This is a genomic window from Pedobacter jaeyakensis, assembly GCF_054461315.1.
This window is the reverse complement of the sequence record NZ_CM136921.1, coordinates 2,242,379-2,268,161: the sequence shown is the minus strand read 5'-3', so window position 1 is coordinate 2,268,161 and position 25,783 is coordinate 2,242,379. Positions and strand designations below refer to the sequence as shown.

Here is a 25,783-nt window from a genome sequence, read left to right as displayed (position 1 = left end):
CGATTTCAAATCCTATCTTTGTGCTAATGACAAATAAAAAATACCTCTCACTGATCCTTGTATTGGGGTCTCTGACTGCTTTAGCTCCTTTTTCTATTGACATGTACCTGCCCGGTTTTCCCGCAATTGCGAAAGATCTGGATACCAGCGTTGCCAAAGTTGCCTTGTCACTCTCCAGCTTTTTCATTGGTATATCTGCAGGTCAGTTACTATATGGTCCGCTGTTGGATCGCTTTGGCAGAAAAAAACCATTATATGCAGGCTTGGTGATCTACATTATTGCTTCTGCTGGATGTATGTTTGCCAGTTCTATAGACGCATTGATCGCATTGCGATTTATACAAGCCATAGGAAGTTGCGCAGCAACAGTAGCTGCAGTGGCTATGGTAAGGGATCTGTTTCCTGTAGAAGACAGCGCGAAGGTATTCGCCTTACTGATGCTGGTACTTGGCGTTTCTCCAATGATTGCACCTACGCTTGGGGGTTACATCACTACTACTTTTGGCTGGCATACCATTTTTCTGATATTGCTTGGCATTGGCGTTTTTAATCTGGTTGGAAGCTGGCTGTGGCTTCCAGAAGTTTACAAGCCGGATACAACGATGTCTTTAAAACCAAAGCCTATTTTAAAGAATTTTATAGCCGTAATCCGCGAACCTCAATTCTATACTTATGCATTAACAGGTGCATTCGCATTTGCCGGCCTGTTCGCCTACATATCAGGCTCGCCGTTATTGTTCATGGATATTTTTAAGGTAAGTGAAGAAACCTATGGATGGATCTTCGCACTCCTTTCTGTAGGCTTCATTGGCTCTAGTCAGGTAAACACCTTATTGCTCAATAAATTTAAGAGTGAACAGATTATTGTTTTCGCCATGCTTGCCCAGGTAATCACCATTGTGTTTTTCTTGTTTGGTGGCATTAATGGCTGGTTTGGTTTGGCAACCACCATTTTTCTGCTGTTTAAATTCTTATGCTGCCTTGGTTTTGTTAGTCCGAATGCTTCAGCCTTAACGCTTGCACCATTTTCTAAAAATGCCGGTAGTGCTTCTGCATTAATGGGGGCTATACAAATGGGACTTGGTGCATTGGCATCAGTTGGTATTGGATTGTTTGATGTTAAGTCTATTGTACCGATGCTGGTGATCATGACCACCTGTTCTGTTATTGCCTGTACGATATTACTATTTGGCAGGCGAAGAATAAAATAATAGAAATAAAAAAGGCCGGTTCAATAATGAATCGGCCTCCTTCTTGCTAGATAAAATACTTATGACATTGCTTTGCCCGACAGGCTAAACGATGGATACTTTGCTTTTAATAATTCGAATGAACCGAACATCAAGATGCTATAGATTAGCGATCCGTATACAAAATTCAGTTCGTAAGGGATAGCAGCAACGAGGCAAGTCAGATAACCAGCAAACGTAGGCTCATACAATCCCGGAATGTACATCGCACTAATGTCTGATACGATCCAGTGAATCAAGATCATCACGATATTCGCAAATACCAAATTCTGTACATTAACTTTTTTCAGCATTACTTTGCCAACAAAAACCATCAGGATAAAAGCCAGGTAAGTCCAATACCAACCGCCGTAAAAGAATCCATAACCTGATGTTTTTGCGATAAATACATCACTCAACAATAAAATCAGCAATGGAAGTCCAAAAGCTTTCAAACTACTGTTAAAGTATGCGCCACCAAATAAAGCTATTGCTCCTATTGCCGAAAAATTGGCAATTTCCTTAAAGTTATCACTAAAGGGAGCAGCTACACGGATGATGCTGACCAGCACAATGATCAATAAAAGGATAGCAGTACGCGGGTTAAATTTCGACTCAGACATGGTTAATCATTTATAAATGCAAAGTTATGTTATTTCTGCCTATTAAAAAATGGTGATTATTTAACCAGGCTTAGGTCGGCAATACCGGTAACCTCGGTGCTCAACTCACCAAAAACGGTAAGGTCTGCCATGATACCAGTTTGTACTTTAATAAAGTCGATACCTTTTAATGCTACCTTTTTACCATCCTTATCAATGGCATTGGCTATATCTACTTTATCACCACCGGCTTTATTGTCTGCATAACCGAATGCCAGTGCCGCAGATACACTTCCCTTAATACCAGTGGATGGAAGCAATGTTCCCGTTCTGGTAAATTCATCAGCAGTGATCCACAATGGATAATGGTTCAGCTTATGAAAACTTTGCTTAACTACGCCGCTACCGCCTTTGTTATCTTTCCAGGCCACGCTTAAAGATGGTGGCGTTGGGCGGGTGTAGGTTACTGAATAATTACGGATGTATCCTTCTTTGCCAAACTCACTACCTGCAAGTTCGTACCAGGTATCATCTGGTTTGCCATTCCCGTTTTCATCTTGCATTACCCAAACCACTCCAGGTTCAGAGAAATTGGCGAACGCGTTTCCATAAACGATAATGTCATCATCGTCTGCTCTGTTGACCACCGTATGGTCGAAGCCGTATACTACATATCCGCCGAAAGCGCCAAGGCAAACACCCGGGGTTGCCTGCTTGCCAACGATAGAATTGCCACTGAGCTCGTTGCCCCAGCTGGCTTCATTCATAAACTGACCCGCTGCAGGTGCATATTCAAATAATGTGGTTACAAATTTATTACTGTTGCTGGAAACCGGAACTTCTGGCACTGCAACCTGCAGTATATATTGAAAACTGAAAACACCCGCAGTGTTGCTGGCCTTGTAATCTATTGTATAGGTACCAGATTTTGGTGCCGTAAACTCCAATATTCCTGTATTGCTCTTTACTTCTCCATTTACCTTCCATTCCTGATCTATGTGATTACCGAGGTTATTATTAGCTTTCAATGTTATTTTTTCATTCACCTTTCCAGTAATGGCAGCAGTTTCTGTAGCTAATTTAATGGAGGGCGCAAGCAACACTTCTTCTTTGTCTTTTTTACAGGCACCGAATAGTGTAATCGCTAATATTGCAATAAGGATTTGATTGTTAATCTTCATGTGGTTATTTATCTGTTGTAACTATAATTAAATACTGCAGTTTGAGGTACTGCGCCAGTAGTAAATTCAAATTTCTTCTTTCCATCTGCACCAAAAGCAATCACTTTACCTTCTGCGGCATAGGATTTCGCATCCGAAACGTAAACATCATCGTTAAAGCCGTTTACGGTTACACCATAAGCTGTAGTTAAAGCGGTCGCGTCTGTAATGAAATTGCCAACCAGCTCGCCAGTGTTTAGGTTAAATGTTTTCAGGTAAGGGTCAGTATAATCTCCAATTACAAAGCCTTTTCCTGAAGAAACTCTTAAAAATTCCAAACTTACCTTATCATTTGAGCTCACTTTATTATCGGTTAGACTGCTGATTTTATCAAGTGAAGGTTTTATGTTTACATAATCACCTTTTGTCAATACAAAAACATCACCTGCAGCTGTTGCGGCAATACGTGTAGGGTTGAAACCAACAGCGATGTCTTTTATCTTGGTAAATGTAGCCAGGTCAACTACTGATACAGAAGAATTGTTTGCGGTACCAAACTGGAAATGTGCAGAATTGGTCACATATAACTTATTGTTTACAATTGTTTCTTCCTCCAGTGCGCCGCCAACTTTAAGTCTGGATTCTACAGTTAAATTTGCTGTATCAATTTTAGTAATACTGCCATCATAACCAGAAATGTAGCCTTTACTTCCGTTGAAGATGATATATCTTGGTAAAAATCCTGCAGTAGCATCTGATAAAGAAATTCGTTTCACAGATTTACCTGTAGTAATGTTAATCACTTCTAAATAGGAGTCTTTAGCCGCTGCAGTGGTTCCTGTGATTACACAATACATTTTGCTGCCATACGCTTTTAAGTCGTTAGCATTGGTACCCAACTCGGTTCCATTCTGCTTTTTAAAGAAGTCTTTTGTAGCGGTATTCGAAGCAATATCATAATACGTGATCGAACTGTTATTAGTGCCGCCATACTGACCTTCACAAAGGACGTATGCACCTAGGGTCCCTGTAGCATAACGGTCTGTGATCACTAATCTGTCTTTTTTACATGCACTAAATAACGACGTGCCCATAAGCAGGATAGCTGCAAGTTTACTGTAGTTTGTAACTGTTTTATTCATGTTGTTTAATTTATTTTATTTATATACAAATGCGAATTGAGCAGGGATATCTCCTGTCTCTACCGACCATTTTTTCTTTCCGGATGCATCAAAGCAGTACAATCTTCCTGGGGTTACATAATCTGTAGCATCGGTAACGAAAACATCTTTTGTTATTGGATGAACGGCGATCCCGTATGGTACTTTAATCTCTTTATCTGTACCATCGGTAATGAATTTCCTGGTTAGCAAGGTTTCATCTTTAACATTAAGCATGGCATAGCTCACTGTGGTTTTACCAGTAGTGCTATTGAATTCTGAACTGTAGATATAGGCCAGATCTCCATCTATTACCAGGTTACCTGCGGCAATATCAAAGACCTTTTTTACCTGCGCGGTTTGCGTACTGATCACATAGAGTTTAGACGGAACATCCAAATAGTCGCCCCTTGAGGTAACATATAAATCCCCATATTGATCTGCCTTCAGCCTGTGCAGGTTAACACCTGTCTCAATCCTGCTGGTCTCCTTCAAAGTGGTTAAATTGATCACAGAAACTGTGTGCTCATAATTGGAAGGAGTATAACCTCCTGAATTGGCGACATAAAGGTTATTCCCTACAACGGCCATTTCTTCGGGCTGCCTGCCTACTTGTACTCTTCGCGTTTCCTTTAAAGTAGTGGTATCAATTTCGGCAACAATCCCATTTGGTGCGTTGGGATCTCCAACTTGTCCGAAATAAGCACTCACATAAGCCTTGCCATTCCTAAAGGTAATGTAGCGACAGTTTAACAGGTCGATCTGCTGAATGCGTTTTCCTGTTTTCACATTCATTACTTCCACTTTATTGGAACCATTTACCACTACATATAGCTTTGAGCCGTAAACACCTACATCATTTCCTACATCACCAAGTCCTTTGGTTACTTCAGGGTTTACCTGATTGTAAATATTTCTTCTAAAGTTGCCTGCCGTAAAGTCTACATAATCTATTGATGCCTTATTCATGTACATATTGCCTTCGTTAACCAGGTAAAGCCCTTTAACTGAAGCCGAGGGCTCTGCTGGAAAAAGTGTATTGACAACTTCTTCTGGAGTTGGCACAGGGTCTTTGCGACAGGCGCTCAACCCTATTGAAGTGATTAGCAAAATATATAGTAGCAGTGTGTTGAATTTCATATTAATAATTAAGATTTAAAGTGATACGATAAGAACGCCCTGGCATCGGGAAGTTGGCCATCACGTCGTAATATTGATTAAATAGGTTATTCACCTCTGCAGATAATTTTAACGTGCTTTTGTTGACTACAGCGGCATATCTAACGGAAACATCATGCGTATACCAGGGTTCAACATGGTTGGCCACTATATTTGCTTTTTGGTTGTACCTTTCTCCGGTGTAAATAAAGCTGTAATTGAGTGCCAGCTGATCTAAAACTACACAGGCTACTACAGATCCGCTATGTCTTGGAATGTAAGGCAACTGCCTTTTGTAGGATACTACTGCCGGAATTCGGGTCAAATCTTTTGCATCCTGATAGGTATAGTTTAGTCCGGAGGTTAACACAACCTGGTTAGCCTGCCAAGTGGTTTGGAGGTTGACATCCAGCCCTTTGATGTCTACATCACCGATGTTTTCTATACTCCATCGCTGTGCGTTATTCCCTGGAACGGCCACTATTTTATCTTTTACCTTATTAAAGTAGGCGTCCGACTGGATGGACAATTGTTTAAGTACTTTATCGAATGTGCGAATATAAGTTAGCCCCACATCATACTGCCTGGCATATTCCGGTCGAAGGTAAGTTCTCCCGAAATCCGTATAATACAGATCATTAAAAGTGGGTAGTCGGTACGCTGTTTTATAGAATGACCTTATCCTAAATTCTTTACTTTCGAAAGGCTGCCAGGACAACATAAGTGCCGGCGTAATTTTCTGGCTCTTTCCGGCCGGACTTCCATCTTTTACATGATCCTGTACGAGTGTGCCGACCACATTGGCTTGCAGATCTAAGCGATTAAGGTTAAGGTGTGATGCAAAAGCACCCAGCAACGTATTTCTGGTAGGGTAAGGAAAACGGTATATATTAGCATCAAGCTTATTGAACTGGTAATCTGTTGCCAGTGCTACTGTCCATATTTTTGTAATGCTGTACTGATGCACCAGTGAAATATAGGCTTCTTGTTGTTTATAGGTATTGTCCAGGAAACCGTTTAAAGAAACACTTTCCGGATCTAAATAGCGGTTGTAATCGTATCCAAGTTTGGCAGTAGCAAGCAGGCTATAATTTTTACTGAAGTGCTTTTGGTAGGTTGATTGGATAAAGGCATTTTTATTCCATGTTCTTTGCAGGTAATTGAATTTGTTGCTTACTATCGCCCCCGGCAAACCCATTTCGTCTGTGTATAGATAGATTCTTGTGGATAGCGTGCTGCTGTCCTTAAAATTGCCTTTCAATCCCAGCTCTAGTCGCAACCGTTCAACATCTCCATTGTTCCTTATCGCGGTAGTGTCAAACACCCCATTGGTATACCTAAATTTATACCTGCCATTTGCCTTTGTGTATTCTGTACTTATCGAGCTGGATAGCGCTTCTGATAGTTTATTTTGTATAAGGAGAGATGGATTAAACAAACCAAAAGAACCTGATTTTATTGAGGCAGATAAGTTTATTTTTTGATCATCTGTAAAAATTGGATCTTTTGTTTTTAAATAAATGGTGTTTGCTGATGCAAAGGCTTTGGCCGACTGGAATATGGTGCTTTTTTGGCCGCTGTACAATTCAATCTCGTCAATATTGTCTAATGAATATTTTCCTAGATCCACCTGCCCGTTTTGAGCGTTGCCAAGCTCAACACCATCGTAAAAAACCCCGGTATGGTTAGTACCCAAGCTTCTTACATCGATCGTTTTTAATCCTCCTATGCCACCATAGTCTTTAATTTGCACGCCAGAGAAATATTTCATCGCATCAGCTACAGATAGACTGTTCAGTTTTTGCAAGTCGCTACCGGAAAGGATTTGTAAGGGGGTGGAAGAAGTTTGTCGCTTATTGTTCTTTGCCGACCGTATGGCTACTTCTTTCAGTTCAATCTGTTGTTTTAAAGAGTCATTGCTGAGCTTTAGATTGGCATCTTGCGCCTGCAAATATGTAGGCGTAAGAATGCCTGTCCACAAAATGGCTATAGAAAAACTAATCGTACAATTGGCGCTAAAAAAAGCGCTGTTGTTTTTTCTCATTTTGTTGTGAGTTAATAACCCACAGCAAACAGTTAGATCAAGGAAATGAAATACAATAAATAAGCACTCACTCCAAGCTTCAATCCCCGAAAGCTATGAAATCTTAATGCAAGTGGCAGGTCTTCTGACTTACTTCCGGTGATCCTGCCTTCCCCTTCCTGCGGAAAAGTGGCGTGATTTGGATACCGTTATGAAGCTTACAGCTGCGGGACAGTTACGGAATTACACCGTATTCCCTTTTAATCCCGGTGAGCTACCGGGAACCAAAAGCGGTGCAAATATATTCAATTTCTACGGCTTTAAACTCATTTGCTTATATTTATGCTGGTAATGGCTTAATCATGAAGAAAATATGCACTGCGATTTTCCTACTTACAACCTTTGGTGCGATGGCTCAAAAAACTGATACAGTGCTAATTGAAAAGCTAGTGAAAGACAATTCTGAACTTTTTAGCCATGTGCTCAATCACCCTCAGAAAAATCAGGTACAGGTGCTGTACACTCAAATCAACCGTGATAAAAAAAATAAGCCTTCATTCAAATCATTTAGCTATAACCTGGATAACCAGCGGTATTTTTATCCTGCTAGTACAGTAAAGCTGGCCGCAGTAATTTTTGCATTAGAGAAGATCAATGAATTGCATATTCCCAAACTGACGGCTAATAGTACGATGATCACTGATAGTGCTTTTACCCAACAAACTAAAGTTGTAAAAGACACCTCGGCGGAAAATGGGCTCCCTTCCATATCGCATTACATTAAAAAAATATTGCTAACAAGCGATAATGACGCATTCAATCGTCTATTCGAGTTTATAGGTCGCGAAGAGATCAATACTAAACTTAAAAAATATGGTTTGCTTGATAGCAGAATTTTAAACCGACTAGCGATTGGTGATGCTGGAGAAACGGCAAAACACACCAATCCAATTAGGTTCTATCATGACGAACAATTGATTTTTAGTCAGCCGCCACAATACGATTCAAAAGATTACCCATTAAAACTAACCAATACCTTATTGGGAAAAGGCTACCTGGACAGTGGAGAAAAGCTGGTAAATGAGCCATTTAGTTTAGAAAATAAAAACACTTTTAGTATTTCTGACCAGCAATCACTAATGAGAAGGCTTATATTTCCTGAGGCTTTTCCCATTAAAGACAGATTCAATTTGAAGGCTGCGGATTATCAATTGATCTACACTTATATGAGTAAATACCCAACGGAAAGCGACTATCCAAAGTATGATGCTGACAAGTTTTGGGCAACTTATTCAAAAATGCTCTTTTACGGCAGAGATAATATTTCACCCCCAGTTAAAAACATCAGGATTTTTAACAAATACGGGGATTCGTATGGATTTATAATAGATAATTCCTACTTCGTAGATTTTAAGAACAAGGTCGAGTTTTTCCTGACTGCCGTTGTTCAGTCCAACGACGATGGAATATATAACGATGATAAGTACGAGTATGAAACTGTCTGCTACCCCTTTATGAAAAATTTAGGTCGGACGATCTATGCATATGAATTAGAGCGCAAACGTAAAATAGAACCCGATCTAAAGAAATTTATAATTAAATATTAGGCTTAAATTTAAGTAAATTAATTACGTTTATTTGTATTGCAGTTTTAACAATATTTAACACTAACAGTTTTACGTTTTTTTGATCTTTATACCCATGTTTAAAGAAATTCGCAATAAATATATTCGTTACATTACCATATTTGTTTACTCCATCATAATTTTCTTTTGCGCCCTCCAAATCAACTTTTTGTGGCTCTTTGGTTACTCGCCTTCTTATAAGGACATTAAGTTGCCCACACAACGCGTCGGCTCTGAACTTTATACCTCCGATGGAAAACTGATAGGTCGTTATTACAAAGAGAACCGTACCCCTGTTAGCTTTGAAGAGATTACACCAAGTGTAATCAATGCCCTGGTAGCTACTGAAGATGTTCGTTTTTACAAACATATGGGTATAGATTTTCGCTCACTACTATCTAGTGGGATCTCGACCGCTACTGGTGATAAACGTGGCGCCAGTACTATCACCCAACAACTTGCAAAGAACTTATACCGAACGCGCTACAATAAATCGCAGGGCTTTTTAAGTCGTATTCCCGTGGTGCGCACAATAGTTGCTAAACTTAAGGAATGGTCTACCGCTGTAAAGCTGGAATCTAACTATTCTAAAAACGAAATTATTACCATGTACCTAAACACGGTTTCATTCGGTAACAATGCCTATGGTATCAAAACTGCTTCACGTACTTATTTTGATAAGGAACCGAATAATTTGGACGTACCTGAATCAGCATTATTGGTTGGGATGCTAAAAGGAACAAGCACTTACAATCCAATAAAAAATCCTGATAAAGCCCTGGAAAGACGAAATGTGGCCTTGTCTCAGATGAACAAATACAACTATATTAATGCCGTACAGCTGGATTCTTTTAAGAAAACCCCTATCAACTTAAAACAAGGAAGAGTGGATGCGGGCAGCGACGGAGATTCTTATCTAAGAGCGGCTGTAGACAAATACCTGGAGAAGTGGTGTTCAGACAACAATTATGATCTTTATGAAGATGGCTTAAAAATTTACACTACAATTGATTCTAAACTTCAAAAATATGCAGAGGAAGCTGTTGCCGACCAGATGAAATCTTTGCAGCGCAGGTTCTATAATGTATGGGGTGATGAAGATCCATGGCAAGATTCTGAAAAGAAGAAGGTAGACTACCCAAATAGGGCGATGAAAAACCTTCCGATTTATGCTTTGCTGGAAAAGAAGTTTAAAGATAATCCCGATTCCCTGGAGGCCTATTTCAACAGAAAAAAGAAAATGAAGATATTTACCTGGAAGGGCGATAGAGACACCATGTTCTCTACCATCGATTCCATCCGCTATTATGGTAAAATATTAAATACAGGAATGATGACGCTTGATCCTTTTAGTGGGAAGATTAAAGTTTGGGTTGGTGGTATTGATCATAAATTCTTTAAATATGATCACGTAAATCAATCAAAACGTCAGGCGGGTTCTACATTTAAGCCATTCGCATATTTGGCAGCATTAGAAAAAGGAATGAGTCCATGTACCACATTTGTAGATAAACCTGTCCGCATTCCCTATCAGGAAAACGGCAAAACAGAATACTGGGAACCCAGGAATGCGGATTGGAGCAATAGTTACAGGGAAATGTCGCTGCGCTGGGCAATGGCCAAATCTGTAAATACAGTAACCGCACAAGTTACCGAGGCTGTGGGTGCAGAAAATGTAGTGAAATGGGCTCATGCCTGTGGAATTGATAGTCACCTTGCCACCGTTCCTTCAGTAAGCCTTGGTCCAAATGATGTATCCGTTTATGAGATGGTAAAAGCCTATGGTACCTTTTTGAATGGAGGGATGAAAACAGATCCCATTTTAGTAGAAAAGATTACAGACCTGGATGATAATATCATCGAGGAATTTAAAGCAAAAGCAACACGTGCGCTTTCAGAAGAGATTTCATGGCTGATGCTTTACATGTTTAGAGGCGGTATGGATGAACCTGGTGGCACCTCACGCGCATTGTGGGAATGGGACCTTTGGAAAAAGAACAATCAGATTGGTGGAAAAACAGGAACATCATCTGATTATGTTGACGCCTGGTACATGGGTATCACAAAAGACTTGGTTACGGGTGTTTGGGTTGGCTGTGACGAGCGCACTGCGCATTTTAAAAACGGTGAAACGGGTGAAGGGTCTAGAACTGCCCTACCGATCTTTGCCAAGTTTATGGAAAAGGTTTACAAAGACCCATCTACAGGATACACTATGGGCCCTTTTCCTAAGGCAAAGGTGAAGATAACGGTAGACATCAACTGCCCTACTCCTGAATACTCAGCGGATACGACATCGACTGATAGCTTAGCGGTAGATTCAACTGTGTTTGATGTGCCGGCACCAGAAGAACAGCAAACAATTCCAAAAGAAGAAGTTCAACCACAAAAAACAGAAGAAACCAAACCCGCAGAACCGGTTAAACAACCAGCTCCTGAAGCGCCGCTCACAAAAAAAGAAGAAAGAGAATTAAAACGCAAACAACGTCAGGAAGAGAAAGAAAAAAAGAAGAATGGTCAGTAACTGGTATAAAATATCAACAATACTTTTATTACCCAATTTCTATAAACTGCTTAACTGGAATTTCCGTAGATTTAATACGCTATAAACTAACTAACTATGATAATGACCTCTAAATTCATGAGAAGATTTATTCCATTACTGATCCTTACATTAATATCTGTGGTTTCTGTTCAGGCCCAGTATTTCGGTCAGAACAAGGTACGGTACAAGAATGAAAAATTCAAAGTACTCCAAACTCCTCATTTTGAGCTTTATTATTACATTAAGAATGAGAAGTTGGTTAGAAAATTAGCGGAAGATGCAGAAACCTGGTACAAAATGCATCAAGAGGTTTTTAGGGATACTTTCTTGAAAAAGAATCCCATTATCTTATATAGCAACCATCCCGACTTCCAGCAAACTACTGCCCTACAGGGCGAAATTGGGATAGGAACTGGCGGTGTTACAGAGGCCCTTAAAAATCGGGTAATTATGCCTGTGATGGAACTTAACAACCAGACCAGGCACGTATTAGGCCACGAATTGGTTCATGCGTTTCAATATCATATTTTACTGGAAAAGGATTCTGTTGGCATTGAAAACATCAGCCAGATACCACTTTGGATGATCGAGGGTATGGCAGAATACCTATCTGTAGGTAAAACTGATGCATTTACGTCCATGTGGATGAGGGATGCTTTACTGAACCGGGATATTCCTTCTTTGAAAGACCTGACCAACTCGAATAAATACTTCCCTTATCGATACGGCCAGGCATTTTGGACATTCGTAGGATCCGTTTATGGAGATACTACCATTGTTCCATTATTTAAAGCTACCGCTCGTTTCGGTTACGAAAATGGGTTGAAATATACTTTTGGCTACGACGACAATACCTTGTCTGGTTTATGGAAAAATGCAATCGAGTCGCATTACCGACCTATGTTGAAGGCAGACAGTTCACAGATAAAAATCAGCGGTACCAGAATTATTGACAATAAGAATGCAGGTAACATGAACGTAGCGCCATCAATTAGTCCTGATGGTAAATATTTAGCATTCCTATCTGAAAAGGATCTTTTTGGAATAGACCTCTTTCTCGCGGATGCAAAAACGGGCAAGATCATTAGAAAGTTAAGTAGCCAGATCTCTAATTCACATATTGACGACTTCAATTTCCTGGAATCTGCAGGAACATGGTCGCCAGACGGTAAGCAATTTGCCTTTAGTATTTTCAGCAAGGGTAAAAATCAATTGATGATCATTGATGTTGCAAGCGGAAAACAATTGCTGTCTACTGATATGGGAAGTGTTGAACAGTTCGGTAACTTGACCTGGTCTCCAAACGGCCAAGACATTGCATTTTCAGGAATGATAGAGGGTCAGGGCGATATTTTCTCTTATAACTTAAAAGACAAGAAAATCACACAGATTACCAATGATAATTTCTCAGACTATGCACCAAGTTACTCTAAGGATGGAAAACTAATTGCTTTCTCTACGGACAGGGTTTCCAGGTTAAAGAATGGCAACAATGCCGTTCACCCGATTAACCTGAGCATTTATAATATTGAAACTAAAGTTGTTACAGATATACCAGTTTTTCCTGGTGCCAACAATCTTAACGCACAGTTCTCTGGAGATAGCAAATCATTGTTTTTCCTGTCTAACCGTGACGGTTTCAGGAATTTATATCAATATAACTTGGCAGATAATTCCGTTAAACAATTAACAGATTATTTTACAGGTATTAGCGGGATAACTGAGTTTTCCCCAGCCCTTACTGTTTCCAATAATGATGATATTATATATAGCTACTACAGATCGCAGCGCTATACGCTTTATAACTCTCCGGTAAGCAACTTTAGATCTAAGCCGGTAGATGCCAATGCGGTTAACTTTGACGCCGCAATACTGCCTCCGAAAGAGAGTACCGGTGTGGATGTGGTTAATTCCAATCTTGGTAATTTTGAGCGATTTGAGAAGACAAGCGCAGATTCTATGCGATTGGTACCTTACAAGCCAAAATTCACGTTAGACTATTTAGCAAATAGTGGTGTAGGTGTTTCTACCAGCCGCTTTGGAACTGGAGTTCAAGGTGGTATTGTCGGAATGTTTAGCGATATTCTGGGCAGAAATCAAATTATTGCTAATCTTTCCGTAAATGGTGAGATCTATGATTTTGGTGGACTAGTAGGCTACATCAATCAGCAAAAAAGGATCAACTGGGGAATAGCACTTTCACATATTCCATACATTACAGGATTTAGAGAAATCGTTGCAGATCAGCTGACGTACACAGATGGCACTAAAGTCGATGTCATTAACGATAGGACTAACCTGATCAGAACTTTTGAAGATCAGGTACAACTGTTCGGTTCCTATCCCTTCAATAAGGTACATCGTTTTGAAACTGGTGCGGCAGTATCCTATTACAGCTATCGCGTAGATCGCATTAGCAATTATTACGATTATAATGGATATTATATCACTTCAGAAAAGACAAAAGTAAAAACTAACGATGCGACAACAGAGTTTGGGATACCATTAAATCCGTTTCATATATTTCAGCTAAATGCTTCGTTTGTTGGAGACAACTCAATTAGTGGGATGACTTCTCCTCTTGATGGGTTTAGGTACCGTATCGGGGCAGAACAATACTTTGGAGACTATAAGTTTTCTGCTGTTACTGTGGATGCCAGAAAATACGTTCGATTAAAACCTGTAACACTGGCAGCCCGTACCTACAATTACTTGCGGATTGGTAAAGATGGTGAAAACCTCTATCCGCTTTATGTAGGATATCCATATTTTATCCGTGGTTACGAGGCCAACTCACTTTATAACAGCAATTCTGGTTCGGGTTTTAATATCAATCAGTTATCAGGTAGTAAAATGGCCGTATTCAATTTTGAGGTACGATTGCCATTTACAGGTCCTAAGAAATTAGCACAAATTCCTTCTAAATTCTTATTTAGTGATCTAAACCTATTCTTTGACGCAGGTTTAGCCTGGACCCAGGGAACAAAAGTTGCTTTTAAAAGTCAGCCGACCTACATCACAGAAAATGTACTAGATGAAAATGGTGCCCCTGTTTTAGATTCCAGTGGGAATCCGGTAACCACACAATCAACCAATGAACGTGTACCTGCTTTAAGTGTTGGTATATCTTTAAGAGTAAATGTATTTGGATATTTTGTACTTGAGCCTTATTACGCGATTCCTTTTCAACGTAAAGATGTTAAAGCTGGCGTATTTGGTTTAACCTTTGCACCTGGCTGGTAATAAACCGCCGGTGCATTATGACATGATGGTAAATGGCAAATTAACTTGATTGATGAGTTTCTTTGCAGACATGATGTGTTCAAAATCCAATCCTATAGTTAGGTCGATCCAATCTGGATTGCAAGACCTAACCACACGCTCTTTTTGAGTTCTGGTGAAACGGCTCATTAGCTTAAAACGATTTAACGCCTGGGCTTCAGTTTTGAATTCTTCAAAGTAAACCAAACGTGTCAGTTGCTGACCGCTATCGAAAAATAGACAAGGCATCTGTTTGTAAAAATCTAAGGTTTTAATCAGATCAGAGCTCATACCAACGTGTAAACTTGTGCGGTTTCTATCAGTAACAATGTAAACGAATTTTTTCATGGCCAACGCAATTAAAAGTGATAAACTAATTAAATTAGTTACTTATTGGATATTTAAATAAATATTACTAACTTTATTGGCACAATAATACTAATTATTTTAGTAAAAACAAATTTATTTTAAACTTTTATTTTATGTCAAACATTTCCTCAAACCTGAAGTACCTACGAAAGAAAAAGGGCCATACACAACAGCAATTCGCTGATGCAATGGAAATTAAAAGATCACTGATTGGTGCTTATGAAGAAGACCGAGCAGAACCTAAATATGATTTACTAAAAAGAATAGCAGACTACTTTGACTTGACTATAGATGAGTTTATCAACGAAAATATTAATGACAGCTGGAAGCCAAAACCAAAAAGTCAGGGCTCCAACCTTCGTATTCTCAGTATCACAGTTGATAAAGACGATAATGAAAATATTGAAATGGTTCCGGTCAAAGCCAGCGCGGGTTATTTAAATGGGTTTTCAGATCCTCAATACGTCCAGGATCTTCCAAAATTTCAATTGCCTCTTCCTTTCTTAAAAAATGGAACCTTCAGGGCTTTTGAAATTATAGGAGATTCTATGCTTCCTATTCAATCAGGCAGTATTATACTTGGAGAATACCTGGACAACTGGAATGATGTTAAAACTGGGGAGACCTATGTAATTATTAGCAAGAATGAAGGTGTTGTTTACAAACGAGCGGGCAATCGCTTTAAGGAAAACAAAGAGCTTAAGCTAATATCCGACAATAAGGTTTACGATCCGTATACCGTTTCTTCGGATGATATCCTGGAAATCTGGAAAGCTAAAGCCTATATATCTTCTACACTTCCTGATCCCACACCAGAACCAACCATAGAAACTTTAACGACCATGATGTCGCAGATGCAGAAATCCATCTCACAGCTCAATAAAAACTAAATTGTTTAGATGGGCACGGCAGAGGAGTTTATTAAATCACGGTTAGCACAACGAGTAGAAAATGGCTCCAAAAGGAACCTTTCCATTAATATGCCTCCTGTAGATTTCTGTTCTAATGATTATCTGGGTTTTGCAAGGTCTGAAGAGCTGAAGCAACAAATCGAAAAGACCTTACAAGATTTCCCTAGTCATCAAAATGGATCAGGTGGTTCTCGATTGTTAAGTGGCAATCATGCATTTACAGAAGAGACAGAGCGGTTCATCGCCAAATTTCATCATGCAGAAGGGGGATTAATCTTCAACTCCGGATACGATGCTAATGTAGGGCTATTGTCGAGCATTCCGCAACGTGGAGATACCATCATCTCTGATGAACTGATACATGCCAGTTTAATAGATGGCGCGAGACTATCTCACGCTAATCGACATACATTTGGGCATAATGACATCAACCAGCTGGAAGCAAAGCTGCAGCGATCTAAAGGAAATATCTATGTCATTGTAGAAAGCGTATATTCTATGGACGGCGATCTGGCTCCCTTAACAGAAATTGCCCTGATCTGTAAAGCATATCACGCAAATCTTATTGTAGATGAGGCACATGCGCTTGGTATTTTTGGCAAACATGGAGTCGGACTTGTACAGTCTTTAGGCCTGGAGCATCAGGTATTCGCTAGAATAATGACATTTGGTAAGGCTCTTGGTTGTCATGGTGCGATAGTCTTGGGGAGTGACATCCTGCGCCAATACCTCATCAATTTTGCCAGATCCTTTATTTATACTACAGCAGCACCTTTACATAACATCGCAGCCGTTAAATGTGCCTACCAGCGTTTATTAGAAACTGACTACACGCCTCTTATAGCTGAGAAAATTAAATTATACCATAATCAACTAAGTAAGTCCAACTTATCAGCGCAAAAGGATTCAGGTAGCACAATTCAAACAATTTTATTCGATAACAATTCTGAAGCTAAGTTAGCAGCCCAAAAGCTACAAAACAAAGGGTATGACGTGAGGGCGATTTTAAGTCCTACTGTACCTGAAGGAAAGGAACGCATCAGAATTTGCTTACATTTGTTCAATTCGGATCAGCAAATTGTTGACCTGGCTAAAGAAATAGAAAAACTACAGTAAAACAATGGCAAGTACATATTTCGTCACCGGAATTGGAACAGGAATCGGTAAAACCATAGTCAGTGCAATCCTCACCCAGAAACTTAACGCAGATTATTGGAAACCTATTCAATCCGGGGATTTGGACAAAAGCGACAGCATGATGGTAAAGCGCTTGGTCAGCAATTCCAAGACCGTTATCCATCCAGAAAGATTTCAGCTAACCCAACCACTATCACCCCATTTATCAGCAAAGATTGATGATATGCAGATTAGGGTGGCAGACTTCCAAGCGCCAATAACAGAAAACAATTTAATTATAGAGGGCGCGGGTGGGCTACTGGTACCGTTGAATGACGAGGAACTGATGGTAGACTTAATTAAAGCTTTAAAAACAAAAGTGATTGTGGTCTCGAGTAACTACCTGGGTAGCATTAATCATACTTTATTGAGCCTGCAAGCATTGCAATTCAACGGGATACCGGTGTGTGGCATCATATTCAATGGCTCATCTAATGAGCACAGTGAACGCTATATCCAACAGTATAGCAAGCTACCAGTTCTAGGAAGGATACCTGATCTTGTGGCCTTGAATCAAGACACTGTTAACCGTGCAGGAGAGTTGCTGAACCTAAATATTTGAATATAAAAAAAGGGAAGTGTTAAACTTCCCTTTTTTCAAACATAAGTTATGACGTCTATTTTACTGCATCAATTACAGCTTTAAAAGCTTCTGGATGATTCATTGCTAAGTCAGCTAAAACTTTACGGTTTAAACCGATGTTCTTAGTTGCCAATTTACCAATTAATTGTGAGTAAGATATACCGTGCTGACGTGCTCCAGCATTGATACGCTGAATCCACAATCCACGAAATTCTCTTTTCTTAACTTTACGGTCACGGTATGCATATTGCAAACCTTTTTCAACCGTATTTTTAGCAATGGTGAAAACCTTGCTTCTTGATCCCCAATAGCCTTTGGCTAAATTAAGAACTTTTTTCCTTCTTCTTCTCGAAGCTACTGCGTTTACCGAACGTGGCATGTTTTAATTGTTTTTGATAAGAGGCGTTGCGTATCTCAGCAAACTTACAACCTGTTACCTGGTTAAAAATTTAATTATTTACCGATTGCAAGCATACGTTTAACGTTGCCCATGTCAGCATCTGACACCATTGAGGTGTGACCTAAATTACGCTTACGTTTAGTCGACATCTTGGTTAAGATGTGGCTTTTGTATGCGTTCTTTCTAGCGATTTTACCTGTTCCAGTAAGCGAAAAACGCTTTTTAGCACTGGAATTGGTTTTCATTTTTGGCATAACCTGTTTTTATTTATTTAATTTATTATTATTTCTTAACAACTTTTGGCGCAAGCGTTAAAAACATACGCTTTCCTTCCAATTTAGGGAGCAATTCCACTTTACCTATATCTTCTAATGCCTGAGCAAACTTCAGTAACAAGATTTCGCCTTGCTCCTTGTAAACAATTGCCCTTCCTTTGAAGTGAACATAAGCCCTTACTTTCTCACCATTCTCTAAAAAACTAACCGCATGTTTTAGTTTAAACTGAAAATCGTGATCATTGGTGTTAGGCCCAAATCTAATCTCTTTGATAACAGTTTGCTTTGCATTTGCTTTAATCTCTTTCTGCTTTTTCTTTTGTTCGTAAACAAACTTGCTGTAATCGATTATTCTGCAAACAGGTGGAACAGCATTTGGTGATATTTCAACCAGATCAAGTTCCAGTTCTTCGGCAAGGGCTAAAGCTTTTGCCAAAGGATAGATCCCTGGTTCAACATTATCACCAGCCAACCTCACCTCTTGGGCTCTGATATACTGATTAATATTATGTTCTGCTTCTTTCTTCTTAAAAGGAGGACGTGGTCCCCTATTAAATCCTGGTCTGCCTAATGCCAAATTTATATGCTATTTAAACTGTTATTTCTTTAATTAATAATTCACTGAACTCTTGCAATGTCATCGAACCTAAATCACCCTCACCATGTTTTCTTACTGAAAGCTGGCCATCAGCCATCTCCTTTTCGCCAATAATCAACATATAAGGTATTTTTTTAACTTCTGCGTCTCTAATTTTCCTTCCAATCTTTTCATCTCGAAAGTCAATCAGCCCGCGAATATCGGAATTATTTAGTTCATCTGAAACTTTTTTTGCATAATCTTCATACTTCTCAGAGATTGGAAGAATAATAAATTGCTCTGGTGATAACCACAATGGGAAATTACCAGCACAATGTTCAATCAATACCGCGATAAATCTTTCCAACGATCCGAACGGAGCCCTGTGGATCATTACCGGTCTGTGTTTCTGATTGTCACTTCCTGTGTACTCCAGTTCGAAACGCTCAGGTAAATTATAATCAACCTGGATTGTTCCAAGCTGCCACTTTCTACCCAGCGCATCTTTAACCATGAAGTCGAGCTTCGGACCATAAAATGCGGCCTCGCCATATTCCACGACGGTAGGCAATCCTTTTTCAGCAGCGGCCTCAATAATAGCCGATTCTGCTAAATGCCAATTCTCGTCGCTACCAATGTATTTAGCCTTATTATCCGGATCCCTTAGTGATACTTGCGCAATATAGTTGTCAAAACCCAGCGACTTAAACACGTACAGCACCAGATCAATAACTTTTTTGAACTCTTCCTTCACCTGGTCTGGTCTGCAAAACAAGTGAGCATCATCCTGAGTAAAGCCACGTACCCTGGTTAATCCATGCAATTCACCGCTTTGTTCGTAACGATATACAGTACCAAATTCAGCAAAGCGCAACGGCAGATCCTTGTAAGATCTTGGTTTAACTTTATAGATTTCGCAGTGATGCGGACAGTTCATTGGCTTCAGGAAAAACTCCTCACCTTCTTGAGGGGTCTTTATTGGCTGAAAACTATCCTTACCATATTTTTCATAATGGCCGGAAGTGATGTATAGATTTTTATGTCCGATATGTGGAGTTACCACCTGCTCATATCCGGCTTTTCCTTGTGCTTTTGTTAAAAATTGAACCAACCTTTCACGCAAGGCGGCTCCTTTAGGCAACCATAGTGGCAAGCCCATGCCCACCTTCTCAGAGAAAGCAAAAAGTTCCAGTTCCTTACCCAGTTTCCTGTGATCTCTCTTTTTAGCCTCTTCAATCATATGAAGATATTCAGTCAGCTCACTTGCCTTAGGAAAAGTAACGCCATAAATACGAGTCAATTGTTTCCTGGTCTCATCGCCTCTCCAATAGGCACCAGCAACGTTCATCAGCTTTACAGCTTTGATGAAGCCTGTATTTGGAATATGCGGACCGCGACACAGGTCTGTAAATTGTCCCTGACTATAAAACGTGATCTTGCCATCTTCTAAACCTTCCAAAAGGTCTAATTTATACTCATCGCCTTTTTCATTGAAATAAGCGATGGCGTCTGCTTTAGTCACTGATTTGCGTTCAAATACTTCTTTTTGCTTTGAAAGCTCCAGGATCTTATTCTCAATCGCTTTAAAGTCATCTGAAGAGAACTCTCTGTCGCCGAAATCTACATCATAGTAAAAGCCTGTTTCAATAGCCGGTCCAATACCGAACTTGGTACCTGGATATAGAGCTTCCAGCGCCTCAGCCATAATGTGGGCCGATGAATGCCAGAAAGTCGATTTCCCTGCAGTATCATTCCAGGTCAGCAACTTAACAGAAGAATCCGATTCAATCGGTCTTGAAGAATCCCATACCTCACCGTTAACTTCTGCAGCTAAAACATTACGGGCCAAGCCCTCTGATATGGATAATGCGATTTGATGGGCAGTTGTGCCCTTTTCATACTGACGGCTGGAGCCATCAGGTAAAGTAATGGTAATCATCTACAACTATGATTTATAATTAATAAAAAATATATAACAAGATCACCTACAATGTGATCATCATTCCAAAGTTAACTAATATTCTGTACTTTCCAGCCACCCATTCGCCAGCACATCCGCTAAGTGCATGGTTTTAAGGGGAATATTGTTTTTATCAATATAGCCCTGCAGATGCATCAGACAAGATAAATCCGTTGATATCACGTACTCAGCCCCTTGTTCCAGTGCATTATTAACTTTTTGCTCGGCCATTGCCGAAGAGATGGCATCAAACTTTACCGCAAACGTACCACCAAAGCCACAGCACATATCTGTATCCCGCATTTCCACCATTTCCAGGCCATGAACTTTAGACAGCAATAGCCTGGGCTCCTCTTTTATTTTACATTCACGCAAGCCACTGCAGGAATCATGGTACACGGCTTTTCCATCTAGCTCTGCTCCGAAATAATCTCTTTTCAAAACATTCACAAGAAAGTCAGACAACTCAAAGATATTACCCTGGATATTCCTGCATTTGTTATGTACAATCGTATTGGTAAACAAATCATTGAATCCATTTTTAACCATACCCACACATGAGGCGGATGGCGCAACGATGTAATCAGTTTCAGAGAAGTCACTCAAAAATTTATTACCGGTCTCTTTTGCCTGCTCCCAATAACCCGCATTGTATGCCGGCTGTCCGCAGCAAGTTTGCTCTGTATTATAGAAAACCTCACAACCTGCCTTTTCAAGTAATTTAACGGTATTAAAAGCAGTTTCCGGATATAACTGATCAACAAAACATGGTACAAATAATTCTACTCTCATCTAATCTTTCAAAATTTCTTCTCAACTCTCCTAAGCAGCAGCAAAAATATCAATCCCATTATAAAAAATCCTGCCAAGATAATAATTGAATTGCGCATGCTACCAGTAAGCTCTTCAATCAGCGCAAAGCTAAACAAACCAATAACTATAGCTAGTTTTTCAGTAACATCATAAAAACTAAAAAAAGAAGCAGAATCTGCGGTATCTTCAGGTAAATATTTTGAATAAGTAGATCTGGATAAAGATTGTATTCCTCCCATAATCAAACCCACCAGGGCTGCCAAAGCATAAAACTGAAATTCATTAACCACAAAATAAGCGCATATGCAAGTCACAATCCACACCACAACTACCCAAGCCAGCACCTGAATATTCCCTACCTTTTTAGCGAAGTAAGACATCACCAGTGCACCCAAAATAGCCACTAATTGGATAATCAAAATTACCGCAATTAGTTTGGCTGTACCCAATTGCAAAATTTTCTCACCAAAACCCGCAGCAGCAAGCATAATGGTTTGTACTCCCATAGAGTAAAAGAAAAACGCCAGCAGGTAAAGCTTCATAAACTTCATGCTTTTCAGCTGTTTCCAAACTTTCGCCAGTTCCTGGAAACCGCTTTTCGCTATACTCTTTTCTAAGCCTTTAAAATTCGGACTCCCTTTAGGCAAATTTCTAAAAGGTATTTGCGCAAAGGCGATCCACCATACTCCTACCAGTAAAAAAGACAAACGCGCCGGGAATGATGCATCGGTAATTCCAAATGACTCTGGCTTCAACACAAAAACAAAACAGATGATCTGTAAAACTACGCTACCTACATAACCATAGGCATAGCCTTTTGCGCTTACAGCGTCCTGATTTTCGGGGCTAGCAATCTCTGGCAAATAAGAGTTATTGAATAAAACACCTCCTATATATCCCATCGCTGCGATAATAAAGCAAATAATGCCCCATTCCAATGTTTCTAATTTAAAGAAATAAAGACCAATACAGGCTAAACCACCCATATAGGTGAAACCCTTCATGAAGATTTTTTTATTTCCTCTGTAATCGGCAATCGATGACAGAATGGGTAACACAATCGCCATCACCAAATAAGCGAAGGACAATGCATAATTAGACAGTGCGGTATTGATAAAGGTTTTACCAAAAAAGGTTACCTGATCACCCTGTGCTTTATTGGCGGTAATGGCCACATAATAAGCAGGAAAAATAGTAGAGGTAATAACAAGATTATATGCAGAATTGGCCCAATCAAAGAAAGCCCATGACCTGATGGTCTTTTTATCGTCCTTCATCGATTAGTTTACCTTCTCTAATTTAGCAGCGCCAGTTTTTTTCTCATCTATGCTGCTCGGGTTGCCTTTATAATAGACCTCACTAGAGCCTTCGGTTTTCACCTTTAATTCATTTAAGACATTGATATTCGCTTTCCCCGTTCCGGTGATACTGATGTCATATACCCCTGATGCAAAATTAAATGCATCTATTTCAGCAGATCCCGTGGTGGTCAATTTATGAGTACCAGCTTGTCCGGCTAACTTCAACTTGCCTACACCATCAATAGTAGTAATCAAGTTAGCTGCATTCAGACTAAGTGACGCATTACTGGCACCTGCCAAGCTCATGGAAACATCTTTTGCGTAAATAGCACCTTCACTGCGCACATCAACTGCACCTGCTGCGCTGAGCTTTTTCAGCTCACCTATACCAGCATAAATTACTATAGAATCAGTTCCGCAATATTGACCCTTCTTCATATCCAATTTCAGCTCAGAACCGCTTACATCAACCTTAATATATTCCATTAAGTTAGAATCAGCCTCAATTTTGATGGCATAAGTACTATCCTGTTTTAGCACCAATTTCATGGCCCCGCTAACATCAATCTTATCAAACGGCTTAACGGTAAGTCCTTTAGCAATATGAACACCAGAATCTTCAATGCATCCAGAAGAACATCCTGCTAGTAAAACTGGAATGAAAAGTACAATAGCAAATAATTTTTTCATAGTTTAAAGGTAATAATTTTTACTATCTGTTTTAATTTTCCCTGCATCAAGCAGCACTCTTATTCTATCTAAGCGTTCTTGTTCTGTACCAATGGTTAGTTCATTCACCAGATCTGCTAACGCATGCGACTGGGTTTGAAGTAACGTAGCGATCTCGAAATCGATCCTGTCATCTAGCTGCTCATCGTCATCAGCCTTTTTCTCTGCCAAACACACGTCACAAACACCACATTTTTCTGCCCCAATTTCATCAAAATAGCTCAATAACTGTATGCTCCTGCATTCAAAATTTGCAGCATAGGCCAATACTGCTTTGATTTGGTCAGCCTGCACTTCTTTCCTCAATTCAATATACCTGGTATCGATATCCAGATGTAAACGGTCCACCCTTGGACGTACATATTGTAGCTGGGGCTGATCTGTTTGCGGAAGATAAGACAACAAGCCCTGTTCCTGAAAAAAGTTCAGGTGTCTTACCACATCTTTGAAAGATATTCCCGTTTTCTTAGCGATGTCTGATTCCTGAATTTTGACATACACATCAAACGCACCACCATAAGAACGGAGAATCGCTTTTATTAACCTGTCGTAACCGGCATTTTCAATCTGGAAACGGTATACATCTTCATGGCCAACCAAAAACATTACCCTCGACTGCAGAAAAATATTTTCAGACAAAGTTAGGTACCCATCATGTTCTAAAAACTTAAGGGCAGCCATTGCCTTAACCACGCCAATATTAAATCGCTTACAAAAATCAGCCAGGTCAAAATCAAAGTTCAGCCCCTCACCTGCACCATAGGCAAGCTGAAAAAAGCTTCCCAAATCATGGTAAACCTTTTTAATTTCTTCAACTGATGGAAAACTATTGCTGTATTTAGCTTCCAAAGCCAATTGGTCAGACTTGTTGGCCAGCAACACTGCGTAAGATTTATTGCCATCCCGCCCTGCCCTACCGGCTTCCTGATAGTAGGCTTCCAGACTTTCAGGCAAGTCCAAATGTACCACAAACCGAACATCTGCCTTATCTATCCCCATTCCAAACGCATTCGTGGCTACCATAACCTGTATCTTATTCGCCATCCAATCGGCCTGTTTGGTAAAACGCTCCTCCCTTTCAATTCCAGCATGATAAAAATCAGCAGCAATCCCATTGCGTTTTAAAAACAAGGCGACTTCAGATGTTTCTCTCCTATTCCTTACGTACACCAAGCCACTACCCTTTACATTTTTCACTATGGATATTAGCCTGCGGTATTTGTCTTCATCCGTTAGCACTACATAACTTAAATTCTTGCGGGCAAAGCTTTTAACAAAAACCTGAGCATCTTTAAGCTGCAATTTATCGGTAATATCATCTCTTACCCTACGAGTAGCAGTAGCTGTTAGCGCTAAAATTGGAACCTGAGGATGAATATCCCTCAACTCGTTGATCTTTAAATACGGTGGTCTGAAATCATAGCCCCACTGCGAAACACAATGCGCTTCATCAACTGCAATTAGGTTTACATTCATATAAGAGATCCTGACCCGGACCAGTTCAGAAAGTAAACGCTCCGGAGAAAGGTATAGAAATTTGATGTTGCCGTATACACAATTATCCAACAGGATATCTATTTCACGCTTACCCATACCTGCATAAATGGCAACTGCTTCTATACCCTTTGCTTTTAGATGCTCTACCTGATCTTTCATCAAAGCAATAAGCGGCGATACAACAATGCAAATTCCTTCTTTTGCCAGTGCCGGCAATTGAAAACACAGCGATTTACCCCCGCCTGTTGGCATTAGGGCCAACGTATCCTTACCGGATAGGACGGCATGAATGATTTCATCCTGCAGCGGTCTGAAATTGTCAAATCCCCAATAGCGTTTTAATAGTTCAGCTTCGTTCATAAACAGGTAGTCTTCAAAACTATAAAAATGAACCGATATTATTGTAAATTGCGGCCATTAACTATCCTT

Annotated in this window: 21 protein-coding genes and 1 riboswitch; of the genes, 7 read left to right on the top strand and 14 right to left on the bottom strand. The window is 39.9% G+C overall.

The window, feature by feature from the left end:
* Positions 1 to 26 precede the first annotated feature (26 nt).
* Positions 27 to 1,211, top strand: a complete 1,185-nt coding sequence (locus ACXZ1K_RS10075) for a multidrug effflux MFS transporter (protein ID WP_458969532.1) — start codon at positions 27 to 29, stop codon at positions 1,209 to 1,211.
* A gap of 59 nt (positions 1,212 to 1,270) precedes the next feature.
* On the opposite strand, the gene ACXZ1K_RS10070 is transcribed toward ACXZ1K_RS10075, so the two are convergent.
* The 5 genes from ACXZ1K_RS10070 to ACXZ1K_RS10050 are packed head-to-tail and all read right to left on the bottom strand — an operon-like array spanning position 1,271 to position 7,353.
* On the bottom strand, positions 1,271 to 1,852 hold the full coding sequence (locus ACXZ1K_RS10070) for a DUF6580 family putative transport protein (RefSeq protein WP_458969531.1): 582 nt from the start codon (positions 1,850 to 1,852) through the stop codon (positions 1,271 to 1,273).
* A 56-nt stretch (positions 1,853 to 1,908) separates the two neighbouring features.
* Positions 1,909 to 3,012: a cell surface protein gene (locus ACXZ1K_RS10065; RefSeq protein WP_458969530.1), complete on the bottom strand. Its 1,104-nt coding sequence runs from the start codon at positions 3,010 to 3,012 to the stop codon at positions 1,909 to 1,911.
* An 8-nt stretch (positions 3,013 to 3,020) separates the two neighbouring features.
* The gene (locus ACXZ1K_RS10060) at positions 3,021 to 4,133 is read right to left on the bottom strand and encodes a DUF5074 domain-containing protein (RefSeq protein WP_458969529.1); all 1,113 of its coding nucleotides are present in this window, start codon (positions 4,131 to 4,133) and stop codon (positions 3,021 to 3,023) included.
* 15 nt (positions 4,134 to 4,148) lie between these two features.
* Complete coding sequence (locus ACXZ1K_RS10055) at positions 4,149 to 5,291, bottom strand: YncE family protein (RefSeq protein ID WP_458969528.1); 1,143 nt, start codon at positions 5,289 to 5,291, stop codon at positions 4,149 to 4,151.
* Position 5,292: 1 nt separating this feature from the next.
* On the bottom strand, positions 5,293 to 7,353 hold the full coding sequence (locus ACXZ1K_RS10050; protein WP_458969527.1) for a TonB-dependent receptor plug domain-containing protein: 2,061 nt from the start codon (positions 7,351 to 7,353) through the stop codon (positions 5,293 to 5,295).
* A gap of 97 nt (positions 7,354 to 7,450) precedes the next feature.
* Positions 7,451 to 7,636, bottom strand: a riboswitch (cobalamin riboswitch).
* A 58-nt stretch (positions 7,637 to 7,694) separates the two neighbouring features.
* On the opposite strand from ACXZ1K_RS10050, the gene ACXZ1K_RS10045 reads away from it, so the two are divergent.
* The 3 genes from ACXZ1K_RS10045 to ACXZ1K_RS10035 all read left to right on the top strand — a co-directional run bounded on the left by ACXZ1K_RS10045 (position 7,695) and on the right by ACXZ1K_RS10035 (position 14,745).
* The gene (locus tag ACXZ1K_RS10045) at positions 7,695 to 8,939 is read left to right on the top strand and encodes a serine hydrolase (protein WP_458969526.1); all 1,245 of its coding nucleotides are present in this window, start codon (positions 7,695 to 7,697) and stop codon (positions 8,937 to 8,939) included.
* A 94-nt stretch (positions 8,940 to 9,033) separates the two neighbouring features.
* On the top strand, positions 9,034 to 11,481 hold the full coding sequence (locus ACXZ1K_RS10040) for a transglycosylase domain-containing protein (RefSeq protein WP_458969525.1): 2,448 nt from the start codon (positions 9,034 to 9,036) through the stop codon (positions 11,479 to 11,481).
* A gap of 117 nt (positions 11,482 to 11,598) precedes the next feature.
* Positions 11,599 to 14,745 (top strand): basic secretory protein-like protein, encoded by a 3,147-nt coding sequence (locus tag ACXZ1K_RS10035; protein ID WP_458969524.1) that lies wholly within the window; start codon positions 11,599 to 11,601, stop codon positions 14,743 to 14,745.
* A gap of 15 nt (positions 14,746 to 14,760) precedes the next feature.
* On the opposite strand, the gene ACXZ1K_RS10030 is transcribed toward ACXZ1K_RS10035, so the two are convergent.
* A complete protein-coding gene (locus ACXZ1K_RS10030) occupies positions 14,761 to 15,111 on the bottom strand; it encodes a GIY-YIG nuclease family protein (RefSeq protein ID WP_458969523.1) in 351 nt (116 codons plus the stop codon).
* 134 nt (positions 15,112 to 15,245) lie between these two features.
* On the opposite strand from ACXZ1K_RS10030, the gene ACXZ1K_RS10025 reads away from it, so the two are divergent.
* The 3 genes from ACXZ1K_RS10025 to bioD are packed head-to-tail and all read left to right on the top strand — an operon-like array spanning position 15,246 to position 17,781.
* A complete protein-coding gene (locus ACXZ1K_RS10025; protein WP_458969522.1) occupies positions 15,246 to 16,022 on the top strand; it encodes an XRE family transcriptional regulator in 777 nt (258 codons plus the stop codon).
* A 9-nt stretch (positions 16,023 to 16,031) separates the two neighbouring features.
* On the top strand, positions 16,032 to 17,159 hold the full coding sequence (locus tag ACXZ1K_RS10020) for an aminotransferase class I/II-fold pyridoxal phosphate-dependent enzyme (RefSeq protein ID WP_458969521.1): 1,128 nt from the start codon (positions 16,032 to 16,034) through the stop codon (positions 17,157 to 17,159).
* A 4-nt stretch (positions 17,160 to 17,163) separates the two neighbouring features.
* Positions 17,164 to 17,781, top strand: coding sequence for a dethiobiotin synthase (bioD, locus tag ACXZ1K_RS10015; RefSeq protein WP_458969520.1), 618 nt, complete (start codon positions 17,164 to 17,166; stop codon positions 17,779 to 17,781).
* A gap of 55 nt (positions 17,782 to 17,836) precedes the next feature.
* On the opposite strand, the gene rplT is transcribed toward bioD, so the two are convergent.
* The 8 genes from rplT to ACXZ1K_RS09975 all read right to left on the bottom strand — a co-directional run bounded on the left by rplT (position 17,837) and on the right by ACXZ1K_RS09975 (position 25,714).
* Entirely contained in the window at positions 17,837 to 18,181 is a 345-nt protein-coding gene (gene rplT / locus ACXZ1K_RS10010) for a 50S ribosomal protein L20 (protein ID WP_048905003.1), read from the bottom strand.
* A 74-nt stretch (positions 18,182 to 18,255) separates the two neighbouring features.
* Positions 18,256 to 18,456, bottom strand: a complete 201-nt coding sequence (rpmI, locus tag ACXZ1K_RS10005; protein WP_090783772.1) for a 50S ribosomal protein L35 — start codon at positions 18,454 to 18,456, stop codon at positions 18,256 to 18,258.
* A 28-nt stretch (positions 18,457 to 18,484) separates the two neighbouring features.
* Entirely contained in the window at positions 18,485 to 19,054 is a 570-nt protein-coding gene (gene infC, locus ACXZ1K_RS10000; RefSeq protein ID WP_458969519.1) for a translation initiation factor IF-3, read from the bottom strand.
* 13 nt (positions 19,055 to 19,067) lie between these two features.
* Positions 19,068 to 20,993, bottom strand: a complete 1,926-nt coding sequence (thrS, locus tag ACXZ1K_RS09995; RefSeq protein ID WP_458969518.1) for a threonine--tRNA ligase — start codon at positions 20,991 to 20,993, stop codon at positions 19,068 to 19,070.
* Positions 20,994 to 21,068: 75 nt separating this feature from the next.
* Positions 21,069 to 21,806 (bottom strand): (Fe-S)-binding protein, encoded by a 738-nt coding sequence (locus ACXZ1K_RS09990; protein WP_458969517.1) that lies wholly within the window; start codon positions 21,804 to 21,806, stop codon positions 21,069 to 21,071.
* Between the two features lie 8 nt (positions 21,807 to 21,814).
* Positions 21,815 to 23,104 carry an MFS transporter gene (locus ACXZ1K_RS09985; RefSeq protein ID WP_458969516.1) on the bottom strand — a complete coding sequence of 430 codons (1,290 nt, stop codon included), beginning with the start codon at positions 23,102 to 23,104 and terminating at the stop codon, positions 21,815 to 21,817.
* Positions 23,105 to 23,107: 3 nt separating this feature from the next.
* Positions 23,108 to 23,818: a head GIN domain-containing protein gene (locus ACXZ1K_RS09980; RefSeq protein ID WP_458969515.1), complete on the bottom strand. Its 711-nt coding sequence runs from the start codon at positions 23,816 to 23,818 to the stop codon at positions 23,108 to 23,110.
* 3 nt (positions 23,819 to 23,821) lie between these two features.
* Positions 23,822 to 25,714 (bottom strand): RecQ family ATP-dependent DNA helicase, encoded by a 1,893-nt coding sequence (locus ACXZ1K_RS09975; RefSeq protein WP_458969514.1) that lies wholly within the window; start codon positions 25,712 to 25,714, stop codon positions 23,822 to 23,824.
* Positions 25,715 to 25,783 lie beyond the last annotated feature (69 nt).